Below are 17767 nucleotides of genomic sequence, written 5' to 3'. Positions count from 1 at the left end.
CTCGATCCATGGGACAGGTCGGGCGGTGCTCAGGCCCGCGAGAGGCTGCCCGCGCCCCGGCGGCGTATCCGCGCGTCGTCCCGCTGCGCGGTCCGCGCCGCCCGCCGGGCTCTGCGCCGCTCACGGCGCAACTGCCGCGCCGAACTGCTCGGTACGGACACCACGCCGTTGCGCTGATTCCAGACCTGCCGGGTGACCCAGACATCCAGCACCGACCAGGTCGTAACCACCGTGCTGCCTACACTGCTCAGCACCATCGGAAAGGCAAGCCAGGACCCCGCCAGAGTGCACAGGAACGCCACCATGGCCTGGATGATCGTCAGCGACATGATGAGCACGGCACGCACGGCGGCCTTACGGACCGGGTCCGGCATCCGCCGCCGTATCGCAGGCTCTTCCACCCAGAGCTGCCGGTGCTGCTGGCACGGGATCTTCGCCCCGCCGGTCGCCGCCGAGACCGCCGTCGCCGCCGGTGCCGATGACACCGGCCTCCGACGCTCTTCCGTATCCAAGGACTCTCAACTCCCCACCGCTGTCCGACCTCAGGGTTGCTGCCCGGCATGCGCCGTTTCTACGCGAGCGGACCCGACCGTCCTGCCCTGACCGCTTCCCGTGTTCCCCCTGACCCGTACAGAGAGACGAGTGACCAGCTGTGAAGATTCCCTCGACCCGTCACCGAACGAAGAATTCCAGCCAACTGCCCTGCCGAACAGTGTGATGCTCTGACAGGTCTCTTCTGCCGCTTTCGCGAATTTCATTGCCCGGAATACCGGGAAAACTCATGACCAACGCCGGGGAGTGCGGCTGAAAATCGTCCGGACATCCCTTCGAGTTGTCTCTCTGTCGGTAGTAGGCTCGCGCCGTTTGTTGACGGAACACGACCACCGCCCCGTGGGGCCGGGCTGGAGGAGGCCATGCGCTTTCGCGGAAAGTCCATCCGCAGGAAGATCGTGGCGTTGCTGCTCGTGCCGCTCGTCTCCCTCACGGGACTCTGGGGTTTCGCCACTTTCCTGACGGGGCGCGAGGCCGGCCACCTGATGAGCGCGAGCACCATCGTGGAGAAGGTCGGACATCCTCTGGAGGGCACAGTCCGTGCCATTCAGGACGAGCGCCGTCAGACCCTGGTCTTCCTCGCCGACCCCAGGGCCTCCAACGCTCTGCCCCTGCTGGAGCGCCAACGAGCAGCCACCGACCGTGTCGTGGCGGATGTCAGGGAAAGCGCACGGCAGGAGGACATCCGCGATGCACTGCGGCCCGAGGACGAATCCCAGCTGAACGCGGTTCTCGGCACGGTCGAGGGCCTGGGCGCACTCCGCGATTCGGTCGAGAAACGCACCATCGACCGCCTCAAGGCGATGGAGTTCTACGACCGTCTCATAGACCCCTGCTACCGCTTTCTGACCGGCCTTCGCACGATGGAGAACGTGTCGATGGACAAGCAGGTCCGCGCACTCGTGGGCATCTCACGAGCCCGCGAAATGCTCTCCCGCGAAGACGCTCTGGTCGCTTCGTCACTCATCGCCGGACGGCTGACCGCTTCCGAACTGCGCCAGATCTCCGACCTCGTCGCCAATCGCAAGCTGCTCTACGAGATAAATGGCGAGATGCTGCCCTCGTCGGAGCGCCAACGCGTGGAGCAGTACTGGGCGAGCCCGGACAGCGAAGCGCTGAGGACCGCGGAGAACACCCTCATCAGCGGCGGTCCCACCCAGGACCCGCGAGTGGTCGACGCCGAGCGCTGGCAGGAGGTGGCCCCGCCGGTCCTGGACCGGCTGGCCAACGACTCCACCGAGATGAACAACCGTTTCCAGGACCGCGGCAAGCCCGCCGGCTACAGAGTCCTGATCAAGGCCGGGGTCGCGGGTGTCCTCGGATTCCTCGCCCTGCTCGCCTCGGTGTTCGTCTCCGTACGCATCGGCCGCGAGCTCATCCGTGACCTCTCCCGGCTCCGCAAGGACGCCCATGAGGTCTCCGGCGTACGGCTGCCGAGCGTGATGCGCCGGCTCGCCGCGGGTGAACAGGTCGATGTCGAGACCGAGGCACCGCACCTCCAGTACGAACGGGACGAGATCGGCCAGGTCGGCCAGGCCCTCAACACCCTGCAACGGGCCGCCGTCGAAGCCGCGGTCAAGCAGGCGGACATGCGCCGCGGGGTCTCCGAGGTCTTCGTCAATCTCGCCCGCCGCAACCAGGTCCTGTTGCACCGGCAGTTGACGCTCCTTGACACCATGGAGCGCCGCACCGAGAACACCGATGAACTCGCGGACCTCTTCCGCCTGGACCACCTGACCACCCGCATGCGGCGCCATGCCGAGGGCCTGGTGATCCTCTCCGGTGCCGCACCGTCCCGTCAGTGGCGCAAGCCGATCCAGCTGATGGACGTGGTACGGGCAGCGGTCGCCGAGGTCGAGGACTACGAGCGGATCGAGGTCCGCCGACTTCCCCGCATCGGTGTCGGCGGCCCCGCCGTCGCCGACCTCACCCATCTGATCGCCGAACTCCTGGAGAACGCCACCGTGTTCTCGCCGCCGCACACCGGGGTCCAGGTGCACGGCGAACGCGTCTCCAACGGCTTCACGCTCGAAATCCACGACCGCGGTCTCGGTATGGCTCCCGATGTCCTCCTCGACGCCAACCTGAGACTCGCCGAGACCCCCGAGTTCGAACTCTCCGACACCGACCGGCTCGGTCTCTTCGTGGTCAGCCGCCTAGCGCAACGGCAGAACGTCCGTGTCTCGCTGCAGACCTCTCCGTACGGTGGCACGACCGCTGTCGTCTTCATCCCGGCGGCGCTGCTCACCGACGCCCCGGAGACGCACGGCACCGGCTTCCGCCTCGACCGCCGGTCCGAGAAGGCGATCGGCAGCGGCGCAAGGGCAGCCGGCCAAGGACCGGGCAGTGACAAGGGCCGCAGGGACGGCGTGCCGGACCGCCGCGCCGCCGGCAGGCCCTCCGGCCTCGCCCCCGTCCCCACCGGCCTCGTGGATCCGGCCCTCCTGGACGGGCCCGTCGAGCTGGAGGGACCCGTCGGAGCGCTGGGCTTCGAGAACGACCCCGTACTCGATCCGCTGATCGACCCTCTGCTGGGCGGTACTTCCGACATCGACGACACCGGGAGTGAACGCGGCAGTATCTTCCGTGCCCGCGACCCCCGGCGCGACGGTGACCGCGAACAGCACGAGCAGGTGTCCGACCAGGCAAAGGAGTCCGCGGCCGATGTAAGGGCGATGCGCCCCGGCGGCCCGGTGCCGCTGCCTCGCCGCAAACCGCCGACCCTGGTCGCCGACAACGGACGCCGGGTCGACGAGGCGGGCCGCACCCACCCCACAACCGCCGAGCACGATTCCTCACCCGGTCCGGCCGAAACCGGCAGTGCCTCCACCGACGCCGGGATCAGGCCGTCGGGCGTCGTCCCGTGGCCCTCCGCCGTGGACACCGGCGGACCCACCGAGCCGCGGCACCCCACCGAACCCCGGCAGCCCACCGGCTTCCGGAAACCCGCCGAGCCGGCCACACCTCCTGAGCCCGCGCCTCCGACAGCGCCGAGCGCGGCCCGGGAGACCGTGGGTGGTCTGCCCCGGCGCATCCGGCAGGCCAGCCTCGCCCCGCAGCTTCGCGAAGTCCCCGGCGGCCGCGATGCGGAGCCGGCCGTAACGGAACCGTCTCAGGACTTCGAGCGCGATGCGGACGAGGTACGCAGCCGCATGGCTTCGCTCCAACGCGGCTGGCAGCGCGGCCGTCGGCAGAACGCCGAGGACGTGACCGGTCCCGGTGAAACAGCGCAAGGAACCACTCCGGGAGGGGACGGTCGATGACCGAACCGAACGCCGCAGCACCCAACGCCGCACGCCAGGGCTCAGGCCAGCTCAACTGGCTGCTCGACGAACTCGTCGACCGCGTCGCCAGCATCCACAAGGCGCTGGTGCTCTCCAGCGACGGCCTCGCCACCGGCACGTCCAAGGACCTGACCCGCGAGGACAGCGAACATCTGGCGGCTGTCGCCTCCGGATTCCACAGCCTCGCCAAGGGCGTGGGACGCCACTTCGACGCGGGCCGGGTCCGCCAGACCGTCGTCGAACTCGACGAGGCGTTCCTCTTCGTCACCGCAGCCGGTGACGGCAGCTGTCTCGCCGTGCTGGCCGATGCCGACTCCGACGTCGGCCAGGTGGCGTACGAGATGACGCTGATGGTCAAGCGCGTCGGCGCCCACCTGGCCAACGCTCCCCGGACGACCGGTCTGACCGCCGGGGGGTGAGTGGACGGCATGAGTGCTGACTCCTTCAGATCTCCGGCAACGCCCATGGACCCGCAGGCATCGCGCTGGTACGACGCCGAAGCGGGCCCTGTGGTCCGTCCGTACGCGATGACCCGGGGCCGTACCAGCAGCGCCTCCCGTCATCGCCTCGACCTGATCGCGATCGTCGTCCCGGAACCCGCGGCCGACGATCCCGGCCGGGACCAGACGCTCTCCCCGGAACATGTGGAGATCGTCGAACTCTGCAGTGGCATGCCCCAGTCGATCGCCGAACTCGCGGCCGGCCTGGATCTCCCCGTCGGGGTGGTCCGGGTGCTGGTCGGTGATCTCGTCGAGGACGAGCTGGTGCACGTAACCCGTCCCGTTCCGCCGGCCGAGCTGCCGGACGTGAACATTCTTCGCGAGGTGATCAATGGCCTTCGGGCGCTCTAGCCGCAACAGGCGGCCCGTTGAGCCCGTTACCCTGAAAATCCTGGTGGCGGGCGGCTTCGGAGTGGGCAAGACGACTCTGGTCGGCGCGGTCAGCGAGATCAGGCCGCTGCGTACGGAGGAGAGACTCAGCGAGGCGGGCCGCCCGGTGGACGACCTGGCGGGTGTGGAGGCGAAGACCACCACGACCGTGGCCATGGACTTCGGCCGGATCACACTCCGCGAGGACCTGGTGCTGTACCTCTTCGGCACCCCGGGGCAGGACCGCTTCTGGTTCCTGTGGGACGAACTCGCCCAGGGCGCGCTGGGAGCGGTCGTGCTCGCGGACACCCGGCGGCTGGAGGACTGCTTCGCGGCGGTCGACTACTTCGAGCGCCGCGCGATTCCGTTCACCGTCGCCGTCAACTGCTTCGAGGGAGCCGACAAGTTCCCCACCGAGACGGTGCAGGCGGCGCTGGACCTCGACCCGGAGGTGCCGGTGCTCATGTGCGACGCACGCGACCGCTCCTCCGCACGGGACGTACTGGTGGCGGTCGTCGAGCATGCAGTGGCCCGCGCTGAGCGTCCCCGCGAGCCCGCGACGACGTAGGCCCATCGGCCGACACAGTGCCGGGAACGCGGCCCGCACCCCCGCCGACCGGGGTACGGGCCACGCGTTGTTGCCTGACTGGGCAAGGATTTTTCACCCTGTGTGATGGGTCGTCAAGGCTGTTGACGGCAAGAGCTGTTCACGACAGGTGCGGTACAGGACGTCGCGCACTGCAAATCGGCTGGGAAAGCGCTCAGCGGACCGCGACGACTGCGGAACCATGGCCGAACAGCCCTTGATTGGCCGTGATCCCCACCCGCGCGCCCGGAACCTGCCGTCGGCCCGCAGTGCCGCGGAGCTGCCAGGTCAGCTCGCAGACCTGGGCGATGGCCTGCGCGGGCACGGCCTCCCCGAAGGAGGCGAGTCCGCCACTCGGATTGACCGGGATGCGGCCACCGAGCGCCGTCGCCCCCTCACGTACGAGCTTGGCGCCCTCACCCGCGCCGCACAGCCCGATGTCCTCGTACCACTCCAGCTCAAGAGCGGTCGACAGGTCGTACACCTCGGCCAGGGACAGGTCCTCGGGCCCGACACCCGCCTCCTCGTACGCCGCCCGGGCGATCGAGGCGCGGAAGCTCTCCGCGGCCGGCTCCACGGCGACCGCCGAATCGGTCGCGATGTCCGGAAGGTCGAGTACGGCCTTCGGGTAGGTCGGCGTCACGGTGGAGACGGCGCGGATACGGACCGGATCCGCGGCCCCGTGACGCCGGGCGAACTCCATGCTGGACAGCACGAGTGCCGCCGCGCCGTCGGACGTCGCGCAGATGTCCAGCAGTCGCAGCGGATCGGCGACCACGGCGGAGGCGGCGACCTGCTCGGCGGTCACGGGCGCGCGGTAGCGGGCGTTGGGGTTCAGCGCACCGGCCGCCGCGTTCTTCACCTTGACCAGCGCGAAGTCTTCCGGGGTGTCTCCGTGGACGGCCATGCGTCGGCGGGCGTACAGCGCGAAGTACGCGGGGTTCGTCGCGCCGAGCACCCGGAAGCGCAGCCAGTCGGGGTCGTCCGGCCGGTCGCCGCCCGCCGGGGCGAAGAACCCCTTGGGTGCGGCGTCCGCACCCACCACGAGCACCACCTCCGCCAGGCCGGCGAGGATCTGTGCCCTGGCGATGTTGACCGCCTGGGCACCCGACGCACACGCCGCGTACACGCTGGCGACCCTCGCCCCCTGCCAGCCGAGTGCCTGCGCGAATGTCGCACCGGCCACATAGCCCGGGTAGCCGCCTCGCACGGTGTCCGCGCCGACCACCGACTGCACGTCCTGCCAGCCGATCCCCGCGTCACCGAGCGCCGTCCGGGCCGCCACCGTGCCGTACTCGACGAAGCTGCGCCCCCACTTGCCCCACGGATGCATCCCGGCGCCGAGGATGGCCACCTCTCCGGTCATGCCGCACCGCCCCGGGCCCCGCCGGTGCCCTCGGACGGCACCGGCCGCCAGTGCCAGGTCGTCCACACCGGGGCCGAATCGGTCCCGGCGGTGGCACCCCCGCTCAGCACGCCCGGCACCACCTCGACGGTCATCCCGACCGCCAGATCCGCGACGCCCACCCCCGGCGCGGTCTGGCCAAGGATCACCATGCGCTCGGCCGCCAGCTCGACGGCCACCAGCGTGTACGGCTCCCAGGGCACGTCGGGGTCGGAGAGGTAGGGGGCAGGCGGCCGGTAGCGGCCGTCCGTGTACGACCAGACCGTGCCGCGCCGGGAGAGCGGCACTTCGGCCAGCTCACCGCCCGCGCACTGCGGATTGCGGCAGAAGACGTCCTGACGCGGGAAGAAGACCGACGAGCAGGCAGAACAGCGGGTGCCCAGCAGTCGGAATTCCTGGTCGGTGCTGTCCCCGGTGAACCATCCGGCCACCACTGGTGTGCGCGTCTGTGGCAAAACCCCTCCCCAACACGAGTTCTGACGGAACGTCAGAAGTGTGTCACGGTCAGCGGTTGTCGGCGAGCCACTTGGCGGCGGTCTCTGCCAGCTCCCGGTCGCGGCCCGCCAGCATCATCCGGATCATCTGTACATCGCCACGTAGTGACCAGGCGGGATGCCCGAAGGTGGCCGGATTGTTCTTCTCGATCAGGAAATGCGCGGGCCAGGCGGTCCCGTACCCGATCAGCGGCAGTGCGGCCGCGTACCTCTTGCGCCCCCGTGTCAGGCCGTACGCGGTGACCGCGAGACCGGTGAGGGTGCCCGTCAGATGGACCCAGCGGGTGGCGGCCCTGGAGTGCATCGCGACGTAGTAGGGCCAGAACTCTTCGTATGTATCGAACGTCTGTTGTGGCATACGGGCACCGTAATGGCTTGAGCGGCAACCGGAAACGGCCGATCCACGTCCGAGAAGAAGAACGGGCGGCCGGAACCCACGGGGGTGGTCCCGGCCGCCCCTTCTCCGCGCGTGTCAGTGCCCTGCGACGGACCTCCTGGCCACCGGGAAGTCGAAGTAGGTGTTCGGGAACAGCTCGGGCTTGAAGGTGTAGTGCCACCATTCCTCGGCCAGATTCACAAACCCGGCGTCGGTGAGTGTCGTCTTCAGGAACTGCCGATTGGCGCGCTGAGTTCCCTGGACGCGCGGGTCATCGGTGTGCGAGAGCGTGTCGAAGCAGTCGAATCCCGTGCCCATGTCCACGGAATTGTCGGGGAAGCGGTCGGCCTCGGGCGCATAACAGGGCACCGGCTTCTGGCCCGGCTGGTACGGTCCGGTCGGCGCGGCGGGCAGTTTCACCAGCGTCAGGTCCACCGTGCTGCCGCGGCTGTGCCCGGACTTCTCCGCGATGTAACCGTCGGCGAACAGTCGGGTCTTGTCGACCCGGGGGTAGAACTCGCCCTTCATGGTCTCGTCGTCGAGATCCTTCGCCCACCGTACGAAGTGGTCGACCGCCCGCTGCGGCCGATAGCAGTCGTACACCTTCAGTGAGTAGCCTTGCTTCAGCAGCCGGGTCTGCGCGTGGTGCAGCGCACGGGCCGCCGGCCGGGTCAGGATGCAGAGCGGCTGGCGGTAACCGTCCACCGGTACGCCCATGAAGTTGTGTGCGGTGGGGTAGCGCATCTCCTGGATGATCGTCGGATCCACCGAACGCAGCGCGACGAACTCCTCGGGGGCCTTCGGGTCGGGCTTCGCCTGTGCCACGGGGGTGGCGGCAGTGACGGCGAGCAGGGTGGCGGCAGTGGCTGCCAGGACGCGGAAAGCGGAAGCGAGACCTGTCATGAGCACATAATTCAACAGGGTGGGGGAGGTCGGCAGGCGATCGGATACAGTCCGCGCGTGTCTGCGCCCACGAGCAACCCCGACAAGCCGGTCAAGGACTCCCACTGCGCCACCTGCGGAGCGCCGTACGCCGCCTCGGCGTCCCCCACAGCCTGGCCCCGCACCTGCACCGTCTGCGGCGATACCGCCTACCGCAACCCGCTGCCGGTCGCAGTCGCCCTGCTCCCCGTCTCCGACGGAGACGGCACCGGACTCGTCGTCATCACCCGCACCATCCCGCCCCACCGCGGCGGTCTCGCCCTCCCCGGCGGCTTCATCGACCACGACGAGGACTGGAAACACGCAGTCGTACGTGAACTCCACGAGGAGACCGGCATCGAGGCCGACGAACAGGACGTCCGCCTCGCCGATGCCCTCAGCGCCCCGGACGGCCACCTGCTCCTCTTCGGCCTGCTTCCGGAACGCCCCGCGGACGGCCTCCCACCCTCCGGGCCGACCGACGAGACCTCCGGCTTCCAGCTGCTCCGCACACCCACCGAGCTCGCCTTCCCCTTGCACACCCGGGCCGCCCGCACGTGGTTCGAAGGCGGCTACCACTGACCGGCCCGACGGCCCTTCCGCACACCGCGACCCGGCCTACAACCCCCGCACGCGCACCGGGTGGTTCAACGGCCCCTCCCCACCCTCCCGCTCCACCCGAACCTCCCCGTCCACCAGCCGCGACGTATACCGCTCCACCTCCGCCCGCTCCCAGCCGTCACCCGCATCCCGGACCACCAGACCGCCCCCACTGCGCCCCGCGGCCGGAGCCCACACCTCCAGTTCCACACCCCCGTCCGCACCCCGCACCGGCAGCACCGAACCCGCCCGCGCCAACACCGGCACCCGCGACAACGGCGCATCGAGCAATACCTGCCCCGGCCCCTCGTACACCTCACCCGTCGCCGTGTCGTACCAACGCCCCCGCGGCAACCGCACGGCCCGGCGATCCGCGCCACGCTCCAGCACCGGAGCCACCAGCAAGGCGTCACCCAGCAAGAACGCGTCCTCGCACTCCCGCAATGCCCGATCCCCGGGTGCACCCCACCAGACCGGTCGCACATACGGCGCACCGGTCAGCCGGGCCAGCTGCGCCAGCGTCACGAAGTACGGGTGAAGCCGCTCCCGCTCCTCCAGCGCGGCCCGCGCATGCTCGAGCACCTGCGGTCCGAACTCCCAGGGCTCCCGCCGTCCCGCGTCGATCGCCGCATGGGTACGGAACAACGGCAGGTACGCACCCAGCTGAAACCACCGCAGATACAACTCCGGCGACGGCGAGCCGTCGAACCCGCCCACATCCGGCCCCGAATACGGAACCCCGCACAGCCCCAGCCCCAGCACCAGCGCCAGCGAGGCCCGCAGTCCCGGCCAGCCGGTCTCCACATCACCGGACCAGGTGCCCCCGTAACGCTGCATCCCCGCCCAACCGGAACGCGAGAACAGAAAAGGACGCGCCTCCGGCCGCAGCCGACGAAGCCCTTCGTACCCGGCACGCGCCATAGCGAGCCCGTACACATTGTGCGCCTCGCGGTGATCACCCCCGCGGCCCTCCAGAGAGTGCCGCGCAGACCGCGGCAGCGTCGGATCCCCGAACGCCGCGAACGACACCGGCTCGTTCATGTCGTGCCACACACCGGAGAACCCCTGCGCGAGCCGCTCCTCGTACAGACCGCCCCACCACTCCCGCACCTGCGGATCGGTGAAGTCCGGATACACGCACTCACCCGGCCACATCTCCCCGCGCACCGTCCGCCCCCGCGCATCCCGGACGAACGCCCCGCCGCTCCCGACCGCTCTACCCGAGTCGAACACCGCATCCCCCGGCTCCGCCTTCACCGCGGGATCGACGATCGACACCAGCCGCACCCCGGCCTCCCGCAACTCCTTCGCCAGCCCCGGCAGATCGGGAAAACGCTCACGGTCGACGGTGAACACCCGATGCGCGTCGTAGTGGTCGATGTCCAGATGCAGTGCCGACAAGGGCAGCCCCCGCTCCCGGTACCCGGCAACGATCCGCCGCACCTCCCGCTCGCTCCCGAACCCCCAACGGGCGTGCTGCGGACCCAACGCCCAGGACGGCGGCAGCGCGGGCGCACCCGTGAGCGTCGTCCAGCCCTGCAGCACCCGGGCCGGCGTACCGGCCGTCACCCAGCAGCGCAGCGGCCCCCCGTCCATCCGCACCTCACACATCCCCGGACGGTCATGGCCGGATCCCGCACCTTCCTCGCCCTCGCGCAACGTCACCCGCCCCGACCAGGTGTTGTCGTGGAACACCAGATGCGTCCCCGCATCGGAGACCACCATCTGCACCGGCATCGTCAGATACAGCGGATCGTCATCCGGCCCGAAGTGCCCGCCCGGATCGGTGTTCCACAGCTCGTACACACCGTCCCGCAGCCGCGGTCCCGACGCCCGTCCGCCGAGCCCGAAGAACCGGGCGTCCGCCGGCACCTCGGAACGCTGCACCCACCGAGCGGCACCACCCGCCACCGGCTCCCACCAGCGCGGCGGCAACTCGCGCCGGAGCACCACCCCGCCAGGAGTACGCAGTTCCACGGCCCCGTGCCGCGACACCGCAACGGTCAGCCGCTCCGAGACCACCTGCCAGCCGCCGTCCTTGTCCGGTTCCAGCTCGGCCCGCGGATCCGCCTCGGGCGCCGCACCGGCCAGTGCGTACGACGGCAACGGCTCCGCGCCGTCCCAGCCCCAGAACACCGCACCGCCCACCGCCACCCGGACCCGCAACTCCGAACGCGCGAACCGCACCACACCCCCGCCCGGACCCGGATCCGCCCCCACCACAAGTCCCGGCACTCTCGCCCGCTCCGCACCGCGCCGCGGCAGCGCCCGCGCATCCGCATTCCGACGCCACAAGGAGGAGCGCATCGCGCGCAGCCCCTGCACCGAACCGACCATCTTCACCGAGCGCACCAGGTCACGACCGTTCATGCAGTTCACCCTGCCACCCGGCAGGGCGGGAGCGGGCTCCGTTCAACTTCCGTTCACCCGTGGCCGGACCACATATCCGGACGCGCGACCATGGGTGGCGAACCCTGGTGCGAAAGACGATCACATGGCATCGTCCGTAAAAGCCGCCTCGCGCGCACACCCCAGCACGTGCGCGCGCGACCCACGCCCATCCCGCGTACCCGTACAGCCAGGGAGCCGCCCCATGACCGCAGCAGCCAACGAAGCCCCCCTCTGGCAGCCCGGCCCCGACCGCATCGCGGCCGCGGCCGTCACCCGCTTCCAGAACTGGGCGGCCGAGCGGTACGGAGCACCGGCCGACGGCGGCTATCCGGCCCTGCACCGCTGGTCGGTCGATGAACTCGACACGTTCTGGCAGGCCGTCGCCGACTGGTTCGACGTACGGTTCTCCGCCCCGTACGAGTCCGTCATCGGCGACCGCACCATGCCCGGCGCCCAGTGGTTCCCCGGCGCCACCCTCAATTACGCCGAACACGCCCTGCGCACTGCGGAGGACCCCCTGCGCGCAGACGCCCCCGCCCTGCTCCACGTCGACGAGACCCACACCCAGGTCCCCATCTCGTGGTCCGAACTCCGCCGCCGGGTCGGATCGCTCGCCGCCGAGCTCCGTGCCCTCGGCGTCGAACCGGGCGACCGTGTCAGCGCCTACCTCCCCAACGTCCCCCAAGCCGTCGTCGCCTTCCTCGCCACCGCGGCCGTCGGTGGTGTCTGGACCTCCTGCGCCCCCGACTTCGGCGCCCGCAGCGTCCTCGACCGCTTCCAGCAGGTCGAACCCGTCGTCCTCTTCGCCGTCGACGGCTACCGCTACGGCGGCAAGGAACACGACCGCGCCGACACCGTCGCGGAGCTTCGCCGCGAACTTCCCACCCTGCGCGCCGTCGTCCACATCCCGCTGCTGGGCACCGAGGCCCCGGAGGGTGCTCTCGAATGGTCCGCCCTCACATCCGCGGACACCGAGCCCGTCTTCGAACAGGTCCCCTTCGACCATCCGCTGTGGGTGCTCTACTCCTCCGGCACGACCGGACTCCCCAAGGCGATCGTCCAGTCCCAGGGCGGGATCCTGCTGGAACACTTCAAGCAGATCGGCCTGCACTGCGACCTCGGCCCCGACGACCGGTTCTTCTGGTACACCTCCACCGGCTGGATGATGTGGAACTTCCTCGTCTCCGGCCTGCTCACCGGGACCACACTCGTGCTGTACGACGGAAGCCCGGGCTATCCGGACGTCAGCGCCCAGTGGCGCGTCGCCGAACAGACCGGAGCGACCCTCTTCGGTACCTCCGCCGCCTATGTCATGGCCTGCCGCAAGGCCGGCGTCCACCCGGGCCGCGACTTCGACCTCTCCCGCATCCAGTGCGTCGCCACCACCGGCTCCCCGCTCCCGCCCGACGGTTTCCGCTGGCTCCACGACGAAGTCGCCGACGATCTCTGGATCGCCTCCGTCAGCGGCGGCACGGACGTCTGCAGCTGCTTCGCCGGCGCGGTCCCCACCCTCCCCGTACACATCGGCGAACTCCAGGCCCCGTGCCTCGGCACAGACCTTCAGTCCTGGGACCCCGCAGGCAAGCCGCACATCGGCGAAGTCGGCGAACTCGTCGTCACCGCACCCCTGCCCTCCATGCCGATCCACTTCTGGAACGACCCCGACGGCAGCCGCTACCACGACAGCTACTTCGACATGTACCCCGGTGTGTGGCGCCACGGCGACTGGATCACGATCACCGAACGCGGCTCGGTCGTCATCCACGGCCGCTCCGACTCCACCCTCAACCGCCAGGGCGTACGCATGGGCTCCGCCGACATCTACGAAGCCGTCGAGCGGCTCCCCCAGATCCGCGAATCCCTCGTCATCGGCATCGAGGAGCCCGACGGTGGGTACTGGATGCCGCTCTTCGTCCACCTCGCCGACGGGGCCGCGCTCGACGACGACCTGCGCAACAGCATCAAGCAGACCATCCGCGAGAACCTGTCCCCGCGCCATGTCCCGGACGAGGTCATCGAGGTCCCAGGCATTCCGCACACCCTGACCGGCAAGCGCATCGAGGTTCCGGTCAAACGCCTCCTGCAAGGCACGGCCCTGGCCAAGGCGGTCAATCCCGGCTCGATCGACAACCTCGAACTCCTCCGCTTCTACGAGGACCTCGCCCGCAAACGTGCCTGACCGTCCGCATTGTCAGTACCCATGATTACTCTGAGTGAGCAATGATCGACAGCGCACTGGGGGAGTCATGGCGCACACCAGGAACACCAAGCACGCCAAGCACAGCACGACCGCCGGGTACAGCCGCTCCGGCACATCCATGCGACGTACGCTGCGCCGCGAAGCACCCAGCACCATCGGCCTCCTGGCCGACGAGCAGGACTTCGCGGCGATGCAGCGCTACCGCACCTTCATGTTCGACGACCACACCGTCTATCTGCAGCAGGTCGAGGGGCTGCTCAAAGCCCTCGCCGCGCAGGGCATGCACGCCACGGTCGCTCTCTTCGACCCGGAGGAGTACGCGGAGTTCTGCACCGAGTCGGGAATCGCCCCCGACGTTCCCGCCAGCCGCAGCCGCTTTACCGCCGAGATCGCCTCAGCCGGGGCCACCGTCGCGTACGCCGGGCAGCCCATCGACACCCTGATCCCGCTCCTGGTCAGCCGAGCCGTCCGCCAGGCCACCTGGGAGTACGCCACGATGACCCTGGCCGGCCTCGGAGACTGCGCGGACTGCGGCCAGGACATCGGCCGCGCCGCCTTCGACCGGGCTTCCCACCTGCTGTTGCGCATGCTGGAGACGGCAGGCCCGGGTACCCACCACCTCGTCTGCAGCAGCCCCACGGAGAACGAGCACCTGCTCGCCGTCCTGCACACCGAGCGCGACACCACGGGACCCACCCGCCTCGAAACAACGGAAGGAGCCGAGTTCGTCACGGTGCTCGCCGTCGGTATCGCCCTCGAAAAGCCCGGGGGAGTCGTACTGCGTACGAGCAACCCCGGCACCCAGGACCGGGTCCACGGCTGGCGGCTGGCCCGCGGCAGCCTGGTCCCGCTCACCGCCGCTGAGGTCTTCAGCGCCTACTGCACCGACGCCGACACCGGCGAACCGGTCGCCCCGGAGTCACATGTGGAGTACTGCGCGGGCTTCGACCTGGGCGCGGACGAACCGGAATCACACCACTGACAAGCCGAAGGGGCTCCCCGCCACCATCGGCAGGGAGCCCCTTCACCACAGACGCCGCAGGGCTACTCGCCCGACAGCACCGCCTGAGCCGCCACCCGTGCCTCTTCGGCGGAGTCCGCCGCACGCGCGGCGGAAGCGGCACGCTCGCACTGCGCAAGCGTGTACTTCGCCAGCGTGGCGCGGACATAAGGAATGGAAGCGGCCCCCATCGACAACGACGTCACACCCAGCCCCGTCAGGACACAGGCGAGCAGCGGATCGGAGGCGGCTTCACCACAGACACCACAGCTCTTGCCCTCGGCCCTGGCCGCCTCCGCCGACAGCGCCACGAGGTCGAGCAGCGCAGGTTGCCACGGATCCTGCAGCCGGGACACCGCACCCACCTGACGGTCGGCGGCAAAGGTGTACTGCGCGAGGTCATTCGTGCCCAGCGAGAGGAACTCCACCTCCTGCAGGATCGAGCGTGCCCGCAGTGCCGCGGACGGAATCTCCACCATCGCGCCGAACTTCGCCCGCAGCCCAGCCTCACGGCAGGCATCGGCAAAGGCCTTCGCATCCTTACGGTCCGCCACCATCGGAGCCATGACCTCAAGGTGGACAGGCAGACCCTCGGCCGCCTTCGCCAGCGCGGTCAGCTGGGTCCGCAGTACCTCGGGGTGGTCCAGCAGACTCCGCAGCCCGCGTACACCCAGCGCCGGGTTCGGCTCGTCCGCCGGCGTCAGGAAGTCCAGCGGCTTGTCGGCGCCGGCATCCAGCACCCGCACCACGACACGCCCCTCGGGGAACGCCTCAAGCACTGCCCGGTACGCCGCAATCTGCTTCTCCTCGGACGGTGCCTGCTTGCTGTCGTCCAGGAACAGGAACTCGGTACGGAACAGACCCACGCCTTCGGCACCGGCCTCGACCGCCGCCGGCACATCGCCCGGCCCACCGACATTGGCGAGCAGCGGGACCTTGTGGCCGTCGGAGGTAGCGCCAGGACCGGTCGAAGCGGACAGTGCGGCCTTGCGCGCCGCAGCGGCGCTCTCCATCTCCGCACGCTTCTCGGTGCTGGGCTGGACGAAGATCTCACCGGTGCTGCCGTCCACCGCGACGACTGTGCCCTCTGCCAGCTCACCGGCACCGGGGAGCGCCACCACGGCAGGCACACCGAGCGCCCGCGCCAGAATCGCGCTGTGACTGGTCGGCCCTCCCTCCTCGGTCACAAAGCCGAGCACCAGAGCCGGGTCGAGCAGCGCCGTGTCGGCGGGCGCGAGATCCCGTGCGATCAGCACGTAGGGCTCGTCGCTGTCCGGCACACCTGGCATTGGCACACCGAGCAGGCGAGCCACGATGCGGTTGCGTACATCGTCGAGGTCGGCAACGCGACCCGCAAGGTACTCTCCGGCGTTGGCGAGCAGAGCCCGGTAGGCGGCGAACGCGTCGTAGACGGCGCGCTCGGCGGTGCTGCCGACGGCAATGCGCCGATCCGCATCAGCCATCAGTTCGGGGTCCTGAGCCATCATGGCCTGGGCCTCGAGCACATGCTGGGCCTCGCCACCGGCCAGATTGCCGCGCGCAATCAGATCGGCCGCCACAGCCTCCACAGCCTGGCGAGCGCGCCCCTGTTCGCGCTCCGCCTCCTCGGCCGGAATCTGCTTGGCCGGCGGTTCGAGCACCGCCGTGCCCATATGACGCACCTCGCCGATCGCCACTCCGTGGCTCACACCGACGCCTCGCAGCGTTGTCTCCATTTCACCCGTCCCCGGTTGTGCGGCGGCCCGTGCCTCCGCGGTGGATATCCAGTCGGCTTTCACTGCGCCGAGTCCGTCACTGCCAACCGAACAACGTGTCGCCGATCTTCACTTCCCCGTCCTCGCGGACGTCGGAGAGGGAATCAGCGGTGGCCTCCAGAGCGACGATCGGGCACACAGGGGACTTGCCGGCCGCCTCGACGCCCGCAGGATCCCAACGCACGATGCCCTGACCGCGCGTGACCGTGTCCCCCTTGTTCACGAGCAGCTCGAAGCCTTCACCATTGAGCTGAACGGTGTCGATGCCGAGGTGTACGAGAACGCCGCGCCCGTGCTCGTCCACGATGACGAACGCGTGCGGGTGAAGGGAGACAACGATGCCGTCGACCGGCGAAACGGCCTCGGACGGCTCGCGTACGGGATCAACGGCGGTTCCAGGACCCACCATCGCGCCGGAGAAGACCGGGTCCGGTACCGCAGCGAGCCCGATGGCATGTCCGGCAAGAGGGGACGTCACAGTGGTCATGGGGAACCTCCCAGGGGTGGAGCTTGAATGGCGCCGTCACAGCTTGTGGGCGACGGCGTACTGTTCAGCAGGGTAAGTCATAGGAAGTTCCGGTTCCGCCTGAGTCCTGATGGTTCGCGGCCCTAGAGGGGCACCGGAAACGATTTGCCTCAACTCCCGGCGCCCTGTACTGTCGTGCTCCTGCCTGGCCCCAGCACGACTTTAAGTCGGGGGTCGGCGGCGACTTTTAAGTCCTGACTCTAACCCGGATCGGCACCTGCATGCCTGCAGGAGGTTGGTCAAGGGAAATGAAAAGGCCTGATAGGGTCGGACTCGCCGGAAAGGGAAACGCGAAAGCGAAGAACTGGAAAGCGGCCCCGCTTCGACCGGGAATCGGACACGAAAGAGTCTGATAGAGTCGGAAACGCAAGACCGAAGGGAAAAGCCCGGAGGAAAGCCCGAGAGGGTGAGTACGAAGGAAGCGTCCGTTCCTTGAGAACTCAACAGCGTGCCAAAAGTCAACGCCAGATATGTTGATACCCCGGCCTGCTTCGGCAGGTTGGTGGTTCCTTTGAAAGTCCTGCCGGGCCTCACGGTTCCGGTGGGCAATTTACACAGCGAGGACGTTGTGAACGATCGGTCTTATTCCGGCTGATCGTTCCGCTCTCGTGATGTGTGTCCCGATTACGGGAAAACATTCACGGAGAGTTTGATCCTGGCTCAGGACGAACGCTGGCGGCGTGCTTAACACATGCAAGTCGAACGATGAAGCCTTTCGGGGTGGATTAGTGGCGAACGGGTGAGTAACACGTGGGCAATCTGCCCTTCACTCTGGGACAAGCCCTGGAAACGGGGTCTAATACCGGATA

General features: G+C 69.2%; 15 protein-coding genes and 1 rRNA gene. 8 read left to right on the top strand and 8 right to left on the bottom strand.

Translation table 11 applies throughout. The features are described 5' to 3' along the window. Positions 1-29 precede the first annotated feature (29 nt). Positions 30-512 (bottom strand): hypothetical protein, encoded by a 483-nt coding sequence (locus ACZ7IB_RS19150; RefSeq protein ID WP_470913787.1) that lies wholly within the window; start codon positions 510-512, stop codon positions 30-32. 402 nt (positions 513-914) lie between these two features. Between ACZ7IB_RS19150 and ACZ7IB_RS19145 the strand changes: the two genes are divergently transcribed. Genes ACZ7IB_RS19145 through ACZ7IB_RS19130 form a run of 4 tightly spaced genes read left to right on the top strand, consistent with a single transcriptional unit; the run spans position 915 to position 5273 of the window. After that, positions 915-3815 carry a sensor histidine kinase gene (locus ACZ7IB_RS19145; RefSeq protein WP_470913786.1) on the top strand — a complete coding sequence of 967 codons (2901 nt, stop codon included), beginning with the start codon at positions 915-917 and terminating at the stop codon, positions 3813-3815. After that, positions 3812-4255 carry a roadblock/LC7 domain-containing protein gene (locus tag ACZ7IB_RS19140; RefSeq protein ID WP_470913785.1) on the top strand — a complete coding sequence of 148 codons (444 nt, stop codon included), beginning with the start codon at positions 3812-3814 and terminating at the stop codon, positions 4253-4255. Before ACZ7IB_RS19145 ends, ACZ7IB_RS19140 begins: the two co-directional genes overlap by 4 nt. Positions 4256-4264: 9 nt before the next feature. Then, a complete protein-coding gene (locus ACZ7IB_RS19135) occupies positions 4265-4687 on the top strand; it encodes a DUF742 domain-containing protein (protein WP_470913784.1) in 423 nt (140 codons plus the stop codon). Beyond that, positions 4668-5273 carry a GTP-binding protein gene (locus tag ACZ7IB_RS19130; RefSeq protein ID WP_189281027.1) on the top strand — a complete coding sequence of 202 codons (606 nt, stop codon included), beginning with the start codon at positions 4668-4670 and terminating at the stop codon, positions 5271-5273. Before ACZ7IB_RS19135 ends, ACZ7IB_RS19130 begins: the two co-directional genes overlap by 20 nt. A gap of 193 nt (positions 5274-5466) precedes the next feature. Here the strand turns inward: ACZ7IB_RS19130 and ACZ7IB_RS19125 are convergent, their stop codons facing one another. From ACZ7IB_RS19125 to ACZ7IB_RS19110, 4 genes are all read right to left on the bottom strand, one after another. Next, positions 5467-6657: a lipid-transfer protein gene (locus ACZ7IB_RS19125; RefSeq protein ID WP_470913781.1), complete on the bottom strand. Its 1191-nt coding sequence runs from the start codon at positions 6655-6657 to the stop codon at positions 5467-5469. Then, a complete protein-coding gene (locus ACZ7IB_RS19120) occupies positions 6654-7151 on the bottom strand; it encodes a Zn-ribbon domain-containing OB-fold protein (RefSeq protein ID WP_470913779.1) in 498 nt (165 codons plus the stop codon). Before ACZ7IB_RS19120 ends, ACZ7IB_RS19125 begins: the two co-directional genes overlap by 4 nt. A 49-nt stretch (positions 7152-7200) precedes the next feature. Further along, positions 7201-7548 carry an Mpo1-like protein gene (locus tag ACZ7IB_RS19115; protein WP_470913777.1) on the bottom strand — a complete coding sequence of 116 codons (348 nt, stop codon included), beginning with the start codon at positions 7546-7548 and terminating at the stop codon, positions 7201-7203. 114 nt (positions 7549-7662) lie between these two features. After that, the gene (locus ACZ7IB_RS19110; RefSeq protein WP_470913774.1) at positions 7663-8469 is read right to left on the bottom strand and encodes a M15 family metallopeptidase; all 807 of its coding nucleotides are present in this window, start codon (positions 8467-8469) and stop codon (positions 7663-7665) included. A gap of 57 nt (positions 8470-8526) precedes the next feature. On the opposite strand from ACZ7IB_RS19110, the gene ACZ7IB_RS19105 reads away from it, so the two are divergent. Next, positions 8527-9069 (top strand): NUDIX domain-containing protein, encoded by a 543-nt coding sequence (locus tag ACZ7IB_RS19105; RefSeq protein WP_470913772.1) that lies wholly within the window; start codon positions 8527-8529, stop codon positions 9067-9069. 36 nt (positions 9070-9105) lie between these two features. On the opposite strand, the gene ACZ7IB_RS19100 is transcribed toward ACZ7IB_RS19105, so the two are convergent. After that, positions 9106-11457, bottom strand: a complete 2352-nt coding sequence (locus ACZ7IB_RS19100; RefSeq protein ID WP_470913769.1) for a glycoside hydrolase family 31 protein — start codon at positions 11455-11457, stop codon at positions 9106-9108. A 223-nt stretch (positions 11458-11680) separates the two neighbouring features. Here ACZ7IB_RS19100 and ACZ7IB_RS19095 point away from each other — a divergent pair, with 223 nt between their 5' ends. After that, complete coding sequence (locus tag ACZ7IB_RS19095; protein WP_470913767.1) at positions 11681-13657, top strand: acetoacetate--CoA ligase; 1977 nt, start codon at positions 11681-11683, stop codon at positions 13655-13657. A gap of 67 nt (positions 13658-13724) precedes the next feature. Continuing rightward, positions 13725-14660, top strand: coding sequence for a hypothetical protein (locus tag ACZ7IB_RS19090; protein WP_470913765.1), 936 nt, complete (start codon positions 13725-13727; stop codon positions 14658-14660). Between the two features lie 62 nt (positions 14661-14722). Here ACZ7IB_RS19090 and ptsP read toward each other — a convergent pair whose 3' ends face one another. Next, complete coding sequence (ptsP, locus tag ACZ7IB_RS19085) at positions 14723-16393, bottom strand: phosphoenolpyruvate--protein phosphotransferase (RefSeq protein ID WP_470913762.1); 1671 nt, start codon at positions 16391-16393, stop codon at positions 14723-14725. 76 nt (positions 16394-16469) lie between these two features. Beyond that, positions 16470-16919: a PTS sugar transporter subunit IIA gene (locus tag ACZ7IB_RS19080; protein WP_470913761.1), complete on the bottom strand. Its 450-nt coding sequence runs from the start codon at positions 16917-16919 to the stop codon at positions 16470-16472. 676 nt (positions 16920-17595) lie between these two features. Between ACZ7IB_RS19080 and ACZ7IB_RS19075 the strand changes: the two genes are divergently transcribed. Further along, positions 17596-17767: ribosomal RNA gene (locus ACZ7IB_RS19075) — 16S ribosomal RNA — on the top strand; the annotation flags it as partial.

Source organism: Streptomyces sp. NPDC037301 (assembly GCF_055602785.1).
This window is presented reverse-complemented; position numbering and strand designations above follow the sequence as displayed.